Below are 11,507 nucleotides of genomic sequence, written 5' to 3'. Positions count from 1 at the left end.
GGGTTGACTCCTCTACTGGGATGGAGCCGAGTGCTCCAACTGCCACAAATATACCCTAGGGGGTATCTATGGCGTCAAGTCCAACCGACCGTTCACTCCCCCAGCCGCACCAGGCCATCGGGATTCAACAGGGTGACCGCCCGACCGCTGACCTCGATCAGCCCCTGCTCTTCGAGCATCCGTAGCTGGCGCGAAAGAGTAGCGGGACTCATGCCCAGCAGGGAGGCAACATCCTTTTTCGCCAGCGGCAAGCGAAACTGGGCCTGGGAACCCCCGGCCGAAACCTCCAGCAGATACCGGGCCAGGCGGGTGCTGACCGGAGCCAGCGTCAGGTCGGAAAGCCTACGTTCGGCCTGGATTAGCCGCTCGGTCAACGTCTTCAGCATCCGGACCGTGACGGTGGGATACTGCTCCACCAGGGTGTGCAGGTCTGCGTGACGGAAACTGCAGAGCTCCACCTCGGTTAGGGCGGTGGCCCAACTGTCGGGTTCGTCGCCGGTCAGAAAGGCCGCTTCGCCCATGAAGTCGCCCGGCCCGAGGATCCGCAGGAGGCGTTCCTGTCCATCCGGCTCCAGGTGGGTGACCCTAATCTGGCCCCGGTGCACCACCAGTAGCTGGGACAGGTGGTCGCTGGGACGATGGATCACCTCGCCGCGTGCTCGTCGAATTGGCCGGGCCACCCGAGCCACCTGTAATTGCTCTTCGTGGCTCAATCCCTGAAAGATCGGCACCAGGGAAACGCAGGTATCTTCGCTACTCACACCAGCAGCTTACTGCGCGGGCGGACCGGCTGGCTGGCCGGCATCCGCAGCGAGGTTAGGCGCAGGGCGTTCAGGACTACCAGCAGCACCGAGGCCTCGTGGATCAGCATCCCACCCGCCAGGTGGACCGCGTGGAACAGGACCCCCGCCAGTAGGAAGGCGACTGTTCCCAGGGCCAGGGCCATGTTTTCCTTCATGATCCGGACCGCCAGCTGTGAAACCCGCCGGGCATGGGCCAGCTGGTCCAACCGATCGGTCAGCAGCACCAGGTCCGCGGTCTCGACCGACACGTCGGTGCCGGACCGGCCCATCGCCACCCCTACCTGAGCACGGGCCAGCGCGGGAGCATCGTTCACTCCGTCGCCAACCATCGCCACCCGGCGCCCCTCACGCTGCAGGTCGGCCACCACCTCGGCCTTGTCCCCCGGGAGCAGGCCCCCGAGGGCCCGGTCGAGGCCCAGTTCGGCACCGACCTGCGCGGCCACCTCGGGTCGATCGCCCGAGAGCATAACGATCTGTTTGAACCCGGTTTGACGGAGGTGCTCCAGGGCCGCCTGGGCCTCCGGGCGAATCGGGTCTGACACTTCCAGCCAGCCCAGCACGGCCGAGTCCACCGCGACCAGGACGGCGGTCGCTCCCGAGGAGGCTGCCACCGGCTCGGACAGGGCAAGGCCCTGCTCGGCCAACAGCCGTTCGGAGCCCACCAGCACCCGGTGGTCGTCCACGGTTGCCCCCAGGCCAAGCCCGGCCCAGACCTCGACCGCCGTTGGGTTGGTCAGCGCCAGATCCCGCTCGGTGGCCGCGCGGACGACCGCGCGACCCAGATGGTGCTCGGAAGCCAACTCGACCGAGGCTGCCCAGGTCAGCAGTTGATCAGAGGTCACCCCCGACCGGGGATGAACCCCGGTCACGCTCGGTTGCCCCTGGGTGAGGGTGCCGGTCTTGTCCAACACCAGGGTGTCGGCCCCGGCCAGGTCCTCCAGCCCCTGAGCGTCCTTACTGAGCACGCCGTGGCGCGCGATGTTCCCCAAGGCTGCCACCGCCGCCACCGGAACCGAGATCACCAGCGCGCCGGGGCAGGCAATCACTAGGAACGTGAGGGCGAAGGAGAGGTCCCGAGTCAGGGCAAAGGCCACGATGGCACCCACGACAATGGCCGGGGTGTAGTACTGGGAGAATCGATCCAAGAACCGCTGGCGGCGCGTCTTGGACTCCTGTGCTTCCTCTACCAACTCGATGATTCGGGCGTAGGTGGTGTCGTCCCCCACCTCTTTGGCACGGACCTGCAGAAAGCCGGTTTCCACGATGGTGGAGGCGAAGACGTGGTCGCCGCGACGCTTCCCCACCGGGATCGGCTCCCCGGTGATGGAAGCTTCGGAGACTTCGGCCTCACCCTCGGCCACGACGCCATCGACCGCGATCCGCTCTCCGGCCCGGACGACAATCAGGTCGCCCACCTCCAACTCGGAGGCGGGGATCTCCTGGCGCACCCCCTCTCGTTCCACCGTGGCAATAGTCGGGGCTAGCTCGATCAGGCCGCGCAGGGAGGAGCGGGTGCGTTCCAGGCTTCGGGCCTCCAACCAGGCTCCGAACAGGAACAGGAAGGAAACGACGGCCGATTCGACATACTCGCCAATGATCAGGGCGCCGACGACGGCAATGGTCACCAGCAGGTCGATCGAAAAAGCTCGGACCCGGAGGGCTTGCCACGCCTTGATCGCGATTGGAGTGCCCGCGACCAAGCTGGCGGCAATTAGCACCGGGCTGGCCCACTGGGGGCTGACCCACCAGTGCAGGGGCAACCCCACCACGAGCAGTGCGCCGGCCACGAAGGCCAGCCGGGTCCGAACTTTTTGATTCACGTCTGTTCCTTAGGCGATATTGAGCACTGGGTAGCCGAGCTTGGTGACCGCGTCGGCCAGTTGCTGGGCGCTGGTTTGTTCCTCGTCGAACGTGACCTTGACCTTGGACGAGTTGAACATCACCTGCGAGGACTCCACCCCGGGGGTTTGCGCGAGAAGTCGCTCAATCTTCGCCACGCAGCTGGGGCAGCTGAAGGGTTCGGTGGTTAGCTTCACAGTTTTCATGAGAATCCTTTCGTAGATTTGATTCATCCTTATTTCAGCAGGGAACCGCACCCAGTTCCTTGATCCACGTCAATTCCAGTTGGCAAGGATAGTAATCCGTGTCACACTAAGCGCGAGGAGGTCTCCGCATGAGCAATCAGGAACGACTGCCACTCGAAGAAGAGTGTGATGGCCGCACTCCCGGAAGAACCGTGGAAATTCTGGCCCCCCGACAGGTGCCGTTGGGTGGGCTCCGCGCAATGACGGTCCGCCGGACGCTGCCTCAGCGGGAACGCTCGCTGATTGGGGCCTGGTGCTTCCTGGATCACTACGGTCCCGACGATGTCAAGCACACCGGTGGGATGCGGGTGGACGCCCACCCGCACGTGGGTTTGCAGACTGTGAGCTGGCTTTTCTCGGGAGAAATTGAGCATCGGGACAGTGCGGGCTTCCATGCGATGGTCCGTCCCGGAGAGTTGAACCTGATGACCGCCGGGCGCGGGATCAGCCATTCGGAGCGCTCGACCGCTGAAACCACCATCTTGCACGGGGTGCAGCTCTGGGTGGCTCTGCCCTCGGACCAGCGTCAGACGGCTCCGGATTTTGAACACTACGCCCCGCCGATGGTGCTGGGACGAGGCTGGCGCGGACAGGTGTTCCTCGGTTCGCTGTTGGGACACTCGTCCCCGGTCAGAACTTTCTCGCCGCTAGTTGGGGCCGAGTTCTGCTTTGAACCTGGCGCGATCCTGGATCTGGAGGTGGAGCGGTCCTTTGAACATGGGATCCTGGTCGACGACGGATCCATCAGCATCGCCCGGTCCTCCGGGTGGGAGGGAATCGAAACCAACGAACTCGGCTACATCCCCCCGTCGGCGGCGTATCTGCGCCTGCGGGCGGGGCGGCGCGGAGCCCGGATTTTGTTCCTCGGTGGGGAACCGCTCGGGGAACAGATCGTGATGTGGTGGAACTTCATCGGCGAAACTCACGAAGAGATCGTCCAGGCGCGGCGGGATTGGCAGGCCACCTTGGCTCGGGTCGGGGTGGCAGATCCGGCCGGGGTGGAAATGGTTCAGGCCGACTCGGATCGGTTCAAGTTGCCCCGGTTTGAGCCCGCGCCACCGCTGCCGGCTCCGCCGTTGCCCAATGCCACCCTGCTACCCAGGGCCTAATCTGGGGCCTAGTCGAGGGCTTAATCGGGGGCCTAGTCGGAGGCCTGGATCCGAGCCCGCAACTGCGTCAAGGTTTCGCGCAGCTCAATCATTTCCTCCTGGCTGAACCCGGTGGCTTCCTCGACCTGGCACCGGACCTGGCCCACCTGGCTCTCCAGGGCCCACCCGGCCTCGGTGCTGTAGATGCGAACCGTCCGCTCATCCTCACCACCGCGGACCTTTCGAATCAAACCGTCCTGCTCCAGGCGTCGAAGCATGGGCGAGAGCGTGCCGGAGTCCAGTTGTAGGTCCTCCCCCAGTTCGCGAACTGAGCGACCTTCCTGCTCCCAGATGGCCAACATGGTGACGTACTGCGGGTAGGTGAGGCCCATCTGGCCCAGACCTTCCCGGTAGGCCCCCATCACCGCACGGGAGGCAGCGTAGAGCGAGAAGCACAGTTGATCTGCCAGCCGGGCGTGTCCCGTTTCCTCAGTGCCCATCATTGCTCCCTTCACTTTCTCCAACCCTCACCGTATAGTTAGGTTGTACACCATTTGGTTGCACACAATCTATATTGGAGGTTGCCATGTCCGAGTCCTATCTGCCCTCACTGCTGACCGATTCCCCGGAAGCCGGTTTCCAGTTGGCGATCAAGCTGTCCCGCCTCGGGGTCAAGTTCACCCAACCCGATGCCGAAGTGCGTGATCGCCTTCGCCCGCAATATGCCCAGAATGCCGACAGCTTGACGATGGCTTCCCAGGTGGTGGCCATCAACTTCCAGACGGTGGCGGCAGCGAATAACTACTGGCGCTAATCATCGTCGGCGAACCGAGACGCTGAGGAGGACCGCACTGTCCTCCTCAGCGTGCACCGAGTGGACGGCGTCGGGGATGACCAGATACTCCCCCATCTGCAGGACCGTCTCGTTCGAACCGGAGCGGACCGTGACCTGACCGACCAAGACCTGCAGGGTGGCCTCGCCCGGATTGGCGTGGTCGGCCAGCTTCTCGCCGGCGCGGATCGCAATCAGTGTCTGACGAAGATGATGCTCGTGTCCGCCGTAAATCGTCACCGCCGAGCGCCCATTGGATGCGTCGGCAGCTTTAGCTAGTTGCTCTTGAGCAAGCTCTGTGAGTGAGACCACGTTCATATACTCACTATAGCTATTCTCTGGTCTAGCAGCAGCTTGGATTGAATGGAATGTTTAGCGAAAAGTCCTGCTCACCAAACGGACTCGGGCCAGTGCTTCCGTGCCAAATAGCACCAGGCGCATTGCCTGAAAGCGGCCGGCTTCCCGGCCCAGTTCTTCCATGGCCACCCGGGCCGCCTGGTCGAAGGGCCAGCCGTAGACCCCGGCACTGATGAGCGGGAAGGCGATTGAGTCGCATCCCAGCTCACCGGCCAGAGCCAACGATTGTCGATAGCAGGAGCGCAGCAGCTCCGGGTCTCGCTCTCCGGCCCGGTAGTTGGGCCCGACCGTGTGGATCACCCAGCGAGCCGGCAGTCGATATCCCTCGGTCCACCCGGCCGCTCCAGTGGGCAGTCCTGTGGGAAACTTCCGAATACATTCTTCCAGCAGTTCCGGACCGGCAGCCGCATGAATAGCACCATCGACCCCGCCTCCGCCGCGCATCTGCCGGCTGGCCGCGTTGACGATGGCGTCCACCGACTGCTCGGTTATGTCCCCCGAAATCAGTTCTAGTGTCGCCATCCGATTAGCCTACGCCTCTCCGACCAGCGCAGATTGCTACTCGGGTGAGCGACCTAGTACCAAAGGCTACTCACGCGAGGTTTGGCGTCCCTACAATGAGTGATAGTGTTCAAAAGTAGCTTGTTTCAATCATCTAGGAGAAGCCATATGTCAGCTGGAGAGCGGAAAGCGGTGATCTTGGCTCGCGGGCTCGGATCGCGAATGCGCAAGAGCGCCCCCGGGGCCGAACTGAGTCCCGATCAAGCTGAAACCGCTGCCACCGGAGTCAAAGCCATGATCTCGGTGGGCCGTCCGTTTCTGGACCACGTCCTCTCCGAACTGGCCGACCACGGCTTCACCGACGTCTGCCTGGTGATTGGGCCCGAACATCAGGTAATCCGGGACTATTACCAGTCCCTCCCCCGTCAGCGGGTCCGGGTGTCCTTCGCCATCCAGCCCGAGCCCAAGGGCACCGCTGATGCCCTGGCAGCCGCCGAAGAGTTTGCGGGTGACCAGTCGGTGCTGGTCCTCAACTCGGACAACTTCTACCCGCCCGCCGCGCTCAAACTGATGGCGGAAGCAACCGGGTCCGCGGTGGCGGGCTTTCGCCGGGACGCCCTGGTCGCCCAGTCCAACATCCCGGCCGACCGGATTGCCGCCTATGCGCTCCTGGCGTCGGATCCTGAGGGTCGCCTGACCCGGGTGGTCGAAAAGCCCACCCCCGCCGAGGTGGAGGCCGCCGGACCGGAGGCACTGATCTCGATGAACTGCTGGCTGTGTTCGCCCCTGATCTTCCAGGCCATTCGGGAGATCTACCCGTCCCCGCGCGGGGAACTGGAGCTGACCGACGCGGTCCGCCGCGCAATTGAATTGGGCGACGAGTACCGGGTCTACCCGGTCGCGGCCGGTGTCCTGGACCTGTCCAACCAACGCGACATTGCCGCCGTGACCGAGGCCCTGGCTGAACACGAGGTGACCCTATGAGCTGGTTTGTCCCCGGACGGCTGGAAGTACTTGGCAAACACACGGACTACGCGGGCGGTAAGTCTCTCCTGGCGGCCATCGATCGCGGGGTGACGGCCACCATCCAGCCGGCGCGGGAGGGAATCACCGCCACCACCACGGCTGTGCCGGGCATCGTCAACGCTGACGGGACCGACTCGCTCCCGGCCGGCCACTGGGGCAACTACGTTCGAACGGTGGTGGAGCGCCTGCAGGCCAACTTCGGTTCGCTCCAGCCGGCTCATATTGAGGTGGACTCGACCCTGCCGCTCGCCTCGGGCATGAGCTCTTCTTCGGCGCTAATGGTGGCGATCGCCCTGAGTCTGATTGACGAGAACCATCTGCGCGACTCCGCCCAGTGGCAAGAGAACATCGGCGACAACATCGACTTGGCCGGCTATCTCTCGACCATCGAAAATGGCCTCAGCTTCAAGGGTTTGGCCGGGCAGCGAGGGGTGGGCACCTTTGGGGGCTCCGAAGATCACACAGCCATGCTGCACGCGCAGCCCGGGCGGATCAGCGAGTTCTCTTTCTGTCCTATTCGGGAAGAGAGCCAGGTGGACTTCCCCGACAACTGGTCCTTCGTCATCGCCATGTCGGGTGTGCCGGCGGAAAAGACCGGGGCTGCGCGCGAAGCGTACAACCGGGCCTCCGCCCAGGCAGCCGAACTGGTGACGCTCTGGAACCGGGACACCGGAGCGGTGGAACACTATTTGGCCGACATTTTGGCCACCGGGGAACAGGCACGGAACCACCTGACCAAACTGGCGGAGGCCGCCGGACTGGGCTCGCGGTTGCAGGCGTACTTGGTGGAGACGGAGGTGGCGATCCCGGCCGCGCTGGCGGGCCTGCGCTCCGACCAGATGGACCGGTTCGGGCAGGCCGCCAACCAGTCTCACGCCAACGCGAGGGACGTGCTGGGAAACCAGGTGCCGGAGACCAACCGGCTGCAGGAGCTGGCCCTGGAGTTGGGGGCAGTTGGCTCGACCGGTTTCGGCGCCGGGTTCGGGGGATCGGTTTGGGCCGCGGTGCCATCGGAGTCGGCCCCCGAGTTCAGCGAGCGCTGGCTGGAAGCATATTTGGGCGAGTTCCCGGCGCGGGCCGAGGCGGCCAGCGTGATGGTCGGGCGGCCCGGCTCACCCGCCCACCGGCTCTAATAGAGAAGGGGCCCGGTTCGATCGAACCGGGCCCCTTACTGCTACCTGAGATCACTCCTCGACTTGAGTGTCCTCATTTACTACTTCGTCTTCCTCATCCACATCCGAGCGCTGATCAGTCTCGGCCTTACCCTTCTCGAAAGTCATCGTGTCACCCGCATCCGAGACGGCCAGGGTCAGCGTGGTTCCCTCGACGGTCCCGGTGGCGCTCTGGCCGTCAAAGGTGAAGGAGGCGTCGCCATCCTTGCCAGCTTCCCAGGTGCCCTCCAGGGTCTGGCCGGCCGACTGCATTTCGACGGTGCCGTCATCGTGGACTGCCAGGGTGATAGTGGCGCCAATTTCGTCCAGGGCGGCGAGTTCCTCGGCCCCAACCGATTGCTGGCCGCCGATTCCGACCAGAGTCCAGTCCCCCACAAAGTCGGTGGCAGAGCTGTTACCGCTCGAGCACCCACCCAGCAGCGCCGCCCCGGCAACTGCCGCAATCGCAATCAGTGACTTAACCTTCTTCAGCATCGATTCCCCTCAATTCGTTTTTTAGGTCGGGTCAATTACAACACGAAAGGGCTCACTTTTCGCAATACGGCGGTCAGATGCGCTCAGTTTCACTATCTGATCCAGGGCCGACTAACTCCGGTGATTTTCCCGACCAAAATTTGACCAAGCCCCCAATCAAGCCAGAAGTAGACCAAAGAATATACGCAATCTTTCAGTCGCAATTCTGTCGCAGCTCGCCCGCCAGCCGGACCGGGCCGGCCGCGGTTCCCAACTTTTGGAATGCTTCGAGGTCAAAGCCAGGCTGATTCTATGATCGCCAGTGTTACCTTCATCCCAATGAACCTCACCCGAAAGGTGAAGCCATGAAAAAGTCCCTGTCCCTCCTGGCACTCGGAGCGGCGGCCGTTCTGGGCCTCAGCGCCTGCGGAACGGGCTCGTCCGCCCAGTCTGAAGGAACCGACAAGTCGGAGTCGTCCCAATCGGCCCCGGCCAGTGCCGAAAGCTACCAGATTGGCATCACCCAGCTCATGTCCCACCCGTCCTTGGACGCGGCCCGGGACGGCTTCGTCCAGGCGATCGAGGACGCCGGCCTGGACGTGACCTTCGACGAGCAAAACGCCAACGGCGACCAGTCGGTAGCCTCCAGCATTGCGGGCACCTTCAACTCGGGCAACTACGACCTAATCCTGGCGATCGCCACCCCGAATGCGCAGGCGGTGGCGCAGGCAATCACCGACAAGCCGGTCCTGTTCACCGCGATCACCGACCCGGTGGATGCGGGCCTGGTGGACTCGATGGACCAGCCCGGGGGCAACATGACCGGCACCTCCGACGCAAACCCGGTCAAGGAGCAGCTCCAGCTGATCAAGGACGTGGTCCCGGACGCGAAGAAGGTCGGAATCATCTACTCGCCCGGCGAGGCCAACTCGGTGGTGCAGGTTGAATGGGCCAAGGAAGCGGTCAAGGACCTGGGCCTGGAACTGGTGGAAGCGCCCGCCGTCTCCTCCCAGGAGGTTCTGCAGGCAGCCGAATCGCTGTCCAATGTGGACGCCATCTACGTTCCGACCGACAACGTGGTGGTCACCTCGCTGGAAACGGTCCTGAAGGTGGGCGAGGAAAGGCAGATTCCGGTCTTTGGCGCCGAGGGCGACACGGTGGCGCGCGGGGCCATCGGCACCTACGGTCTGTCCTACTTTGACCTGGGCTACCAGACCGGCCAGATGGCGGTTCGGATCCTGGTCGACGGGGAGGACCCCGCGACCATGCCGGTTGAGACCCTGTCCACCCCGATGCTGTACCTGAACAAGGGCGCAGCCGAGCGGATGGGCGTCGAGCTGCCCGAAAGCCTGCTGGCGGAGGTCACCCCGGAGAACCTGACCGAGTAGGCCCCGCCCCTCCCCCTCAGCACACTGTCTCACCCACAGAGGACGCAAAATGATTACTGCCGTTGAGCTCGGCCTGATCTACTCCATCATGGCGCTGGGCGTGTACCTCACGTTCCGCATTCTCGAGTTCGCCGACCTGACGGTGGACGGCAGCTTCACCACCGGGGCCTCAGTGGCGGCAGTGGGCATCCTGGCCGGGGTCAACCCGATCCTCTCCACCCTCGCCGCCTTCGTGGCGGGGGTGGGGGCGGGTCTGATCACCGGCCTGCTGAACACCAAGGGCAATGTGGATGGATTGCTGGCCGGGATCCTGACGCAGATTGGGCTCTACTCAATCAACCTGCGGATCATGGGCACCTCCAACCTGGGACTGCTGCGGGTAGATACGGTCTTCACCCCGATGCGTGAGGCCGGCCTGCTGGGAACCTGGCTGGGGCCGGCGGTCATGCTGCCGTTCGCCGCCGTGGTGCTGCTCGCTTTGATTTGGTTCCTGCACACCGACTTGGGTCTGGCGATGCGGGCCACCGGCGACAGCCCCAAGATGATCAGCTCCTTCGGGGTCTCCACCGACTTCCAGAAGATCCTCGGGCTCTGCCTGTCCAACGGAATGGTGGCGGTTTCGGGCGCTCTGATTGCCCAGTACCAGGGCTTTGCCGACGTCGGAATGGGGATCGGCATGATCGTCTCCGGCTTGGCCTCGGTCATCATCGGACAGGCAATTCTGGGGCGGCTGACGATTTGGCGGGCCGCCACCGCGGTCGTGGTTGGAGCTGTCCTCTACCGCGTGGTGATCCAGTTGGCTCTGCTGGTCGGATTCAACCCCAACGACATGAAGCTAATTTCGGCGGTCCTGGTAATTCTGGCGCTGCTGCTGCCCCAATGGCGTGGCTTCGGGCGGATCCGGCGGGCCCTCGGCCTGCGCTGGCGCTCGCCGGAAGAGAAGACCCGGGCCCGGCTGGCCCGCGAGAACGCCGCCCTGGAGGAGGACTGATATGAGCGTCACCCCAGCTCTGAGCCTGAGCTCAATTTCAAAGACTTTCTTCCCCGGCACGGTCAATGAGCGCCGCGCCCTGGTCGAGGTGGACCTGGAGTTGGCCCCGGCCGACTTCGTCACCGTGATCGGCTCCAACGGGGCCGGGAAGTCCACCCTGCTGAACGTGGTGGCCGGCTCGCTCCGGGCCGATGCCGGCACGGTGAAGATTGGCGAGCGCGACGTCACCAGGCTGAACGACTACCGTCGGGCCCGCTACCTGGGTCGGGTATTCCAGGATCCGTCGGCCGGCACCGCCCCCCACATGACCATCGAGGAAAACCTTTCCATGGCGCAGCAGCGGGGCCGAACCCGGAGTCTTCGCCTCGGCGTGACCAGCCGGAAGCGCCGCGAATTTCGGGAGGCGCTGGGAATCTTGCACCAGGGGTTGGAGGACCGCCTCGGTGACTGGGTGGGCCTCCTGTCCGGGGGGCAGCGCCAATCCCTGTCGCTGCTGATGGCCACGTTTACCCGGCCGCAGATCCTGCTGCTGGACGAGCACACTGCGGCCCTGGACCCGCAGCGAGCCGAACTGGTTACCCGCCTCACCGGCGAACTGGTGGCCGCCCACAACCTCACCACCCTGATGGTCACCCACAATATGGAGCACGCGCTCCGCCTGGGCAACCGGCTGATCATGATGCACGAGGGACGGATCATCCTGGACATTGGGGGCGAGGAAAAGGCCGCCATGAAGGTACCTGACCTGCTGGCCAAGTTCGAATCGATCAAGGGACTGGAACTGAGCGACCGCGCCCTGCTGCAGTAACCCC

14 protein-coding genes are annotated in these 11,507 nt (G+C 64.2%); 7 read left to right on the top strand and 7 right to left on the bottom strand.

The annotated features are described in order from the left end of the window. Positions 1–92 precede the first annotated feature (92 nt). From SAC06_RS05510 to SAC06_RS05500, 3 genes are read right to left on the bottom strand one after another with little or no spacing between them, the layout of a single operon-like run. Complete coding sequence (locus SAC06_RS05510) at positions 93–761, bottom strand: Crp/Fnr family transcriptional regulator (protein WP_350257314.1); 669 nt, start codon at positions 759–761, stop codon at positions 93–95. Then, positions 758–2,623 (bottom strand): cation-translocating P-type ATPase, encoded by a 1,866-nt coding sequence (locus SAC06_RS05505; protein ID WP_350257313.1) that lies wholly within the window; start codon positions 2,621–2,623, stop codon positions 758–760. Before SAC06_RS05505 ends, SAC06_RS05510 begins: the two co-directional genes overlap by 4 nt. A 9-nt stretch (positions 2,624–2,632) precedes the next feature. After that, positions 2,633–2,848 (bottom strand): heavy-metal-associated domain-containing protein, encoded by a 216-nt coding sequence (locus SAC06_RS05500; protein WP_350257312.1) that lies wholly within the window; start codon positions 2,846–2,848, stop codon positions 2,633–2,635. A gap of 128 nt (positions 2,849–2,976) precedes the next feature. Between SAC06_RS05500 and SAC06_RS05495 the strand changes: the two genes are divergently transcribed. After that, positions 2,977–3,996, top strand: coding sequence for a pirin family protein (locus SAC06_RS05495; RefSeq protein ID WP_350257311.1), 1,020 nt, complete (start codon positions 2,977–2,979; stop codon positions 3,994–3,996). Between the two features lie 32 nt (positions 3,997–4,028). Here the strand turns inward: SAC06_RS05495 and SAC06_RS05490 are convergent, their stop codons facing one another. Then, positions 4,029–4,478 carry a MarR family transcriptional regulator gene (locus SAC06_RS05490; protein WP_350257310.1) on the bottom strand — a complete coding sequence of 150 codons (450 nt, stop codon included), beginning with the start codon at positions 4,476–4,478 and terminating at the stop codon, positions 4,029–4,031. Between the two features lie 83 nt (positions 4,479–4,561). Between SAC06_RS05490 and SAC06_RS05485 the strand changes: the two genes are divergently transcribed. After that, positions 4,562–4,789: a hexameric tyrosine-coordinated heme protein gene (locus SAC06_RS05485; RefSeq protein ID WP_350257309.1), complete on the top strand. Its 228-nt coding sequence runs from the start codon at positions 4,562–4,564 to the stop codon at positions 4,787–4,789. Here the strand turns inward: SAC06_RS05485 and SAC06_RS05480 are convergent, their stop codons facing one another. Together SAC06_RS05480 and SAC06_RS05475 are read right to left on the bottom strand one after the other, a co-directional pair. Then, positions 4,790–5,125: a LuxR family transcriptional regulator gene (locus SAC06_RS05480; RefSeq protein WP_350257308.1), complete on the bottom strand. Its 336-nt coding sequence runs from the start codon at positions 5,123–5,125 to the stop codon at positions 4,790–4,792. Positions 5,126–5,179: 54 nt separating this feature from the next. Continuing rightward, on the bottom strand, positions 5,180–5,686 hold the full coding sequence (locus SAC06_RS05475) for an O-acetyl-ADP-ribose deacetylase (RefSeq protein WP_350257307.1): 507 nt from the start codon (positions 5,684–5,686) through the stop codon (positions 5,180–5,182). 147 nt (positions 5,687–5,833) lie between these two features. Here SAC06_RS05475 and SAC06_RS05470 point away from each other — a divergent pair, with 147 nt between their 5' ends. After that, positions 5,834–6,649, top strand: a complete 816-nt coding sequence (locus tag SAC06_RS05470) for a nucleotidyltransferase family protein (protein WP_350257306.1) — start codon at positions 5,834–5,836, stop codon at positions 6,647–6,649. Then, the gene (locus SAC06_RS05465; RefSeq protein ID WP_350257305.1) at positions 6,646–7,824 is read left to right on the top strand and encodes a galactokinase family protein; all 1,179 of its coding nucleotides are present in this window, start codon (positions 6,646–6,648) and stop codon (positions 7,822–7,824) included. The genes SAC06_RS05470 and SAC06_RS05465 overlap by 4 nt, the downstream gene beginning before the upstream one ends. 51 nt (positions 7,825–7,875) lie before the next feature. Here SAC06_RS05465 and SAC06_RS05460 read toward each other — a convergent pair whose 3' ends face one another. Then, positions 7,876–8,337 (bottom strand): hypothetical protein, encoded by a 462-nt coding sequence (locus SAC06_RS05460; protein ID WP_350257304.1) that lies wholly within the window; start codon positions 8,335–8,337, stop codon positions 7,876–7,878. Positions 8,338–8,681: 344 nt separating this feature from the next. Here SAC06_RS05460 and SAC06_RS05455 point away from each other — a divergent pair, with 344 nt between their 5' ends. Genes SAC06_RS05455 through SAC06_RS05445 form a run of 3 tightly spaced genes read left to right on the top strand, consistent with a single transcriptional unit; the run spans position 8,682 to position 11,503 of the window. Next, positions 8,682–9,704 carry an ABC transporter substrate-binding protein gene (locus SAC06_RS05455; RefSeq protein ID WP_350257303.1) on the top strand — a complete coding sequence of 341 codons (1,023 nt, stop codon included), beginning with the start codon at positions 8,682–8,684 and terminating at the stop codon, positions 9,702–9,704. Positions 9,705–9,753: 49 nt separating this feature from the next. Beyond that, a complete protein-coding gene (locus SAC06_RS05450; protein ID WP_350257302.1) occupies positions 9,754–10,695 on the top strand; it encodes an ABC transporter permease in 942 nt (313 codons plus the stop codon). A 1-nt stretch (position 10,696) separates the two neighbouring features. Further along, positions 10,697–11,503: an ABC transporter ATP-binding protein gene (locus SAC06_RS05445; protein WP_350257301.1), complete on the top strand. Its 807-nt coding sequence runs from the start codon at positions 10,697–10,699 to the stop codon at positions 11,501–11,503. Positions 11,504–11,507: the final 4 nt, after the last annotated feature.

It is taken from the genome of Scrofimicrobium sp. R131 (genome assembly GCF_040256745.1).
In the GTDB taxonomy this organism is placed as follows: Bacteria; Actinomycetota; Actinomycetes; order Actinomycetales; family Actinomycetaceae; genus Scrofimicrobium; species Scrofimicrobium appendicitidis.
The sequence above is the reverse complement of the archived record's forward strand: the minus strand, read 5'-3'. Positions and strand labels throughout refer to the sequence as shown.

Excerpts from the sequence above, each read along its gene's own strand:
- SAC06_RS05495 (WP_350257311.1), top strand. The coding sequence starts at position 2,977 with ATGAGCAATCAGGAACGACTGCCACTCGAAGAAGAGTGTGATGGCCGC.
- SAC06_RS05480 (WP_350257308.1), bottom strand. The coding sequence starts at position 5,125 with ATGAACGTGGTCTCACTCACAGAGCTTGCTCAAGAGCAACTAGCTAAA.
- SAC06_RS05460 (WP_350257304.1), bottom strand. The coding sequence starts at position 8,337 with ATGCTGAAGAAGGTTAAGTCACTGATTGCGATTGCGGCAGTTGCCGGG.
- SAC06_RS05490 (WP_350257310.1), bottom strand. The coding sequence starts at position 4,478 with ATGATGGGCACTGAGGAAACGGGACACGCCCGGCTGGCAGATCAACTG.
- SAC06_RS05470 (WP_350257306.1), top strand. The coding sequence starts at position 5,834 with ATGTCAGCTGGAGAGCGGAAAGCGGTGATCTTGGCTCGCGGGCTCGGA.
- SAC06_RS05445 (WP_350257301.1), top strand. The coding sequence starts at position 10,697 with ATGAGCGTCACCCCAGCTCTGAGCCTGAGCTCAATTTCAAAGACTTTC.
- SAC06_RS05465 (WP_350257305.1), top strand. The coding sequence starts at position 6,646 with ATGAGCTGGTTTGTCCCCGGACGGCTGGAAGTACTTGGCAAACACACG.
- SAC06_RS05500 (WP_350257312.1), bottom strand. The coding sequence starts at position 2,848 with ATGAAAACTGTGAAGCTAACCACCGAACCCTTCAGCTGCCCCAGCTGC.
- SAC06_RS05485 (WP_350257309.1), top strand. The coding sequence starts at position 4,562 with ATGTCCGAGTCCTATCTGCCCTCACTGCTGACCGATTCCCCGGAAGCC.
- SAC06_RS05455 (WP_350257303.1), top strand. The coding sequence starts at position 8,682 with ATGAAAAAGTCCCTGTCCCTCCTGGCACTCGGAGCGGCGGCCGTTCTG.
- SAC06_RS05450 (WP_350257302.1), top strand. The coding sequence starts at position 9,754 with ATGATTACTGCCGTTGAGCTCGGCCTGATCTACTCCATCATGGCGCTG.
- SAC06_RS05475 (WP_350257307.1), bottom strand. The coding sequence starts at position 5,686 with ATGGCGACACTAGAACTGATTTCGGGGGACATAACCGAGCAGTCGGTG.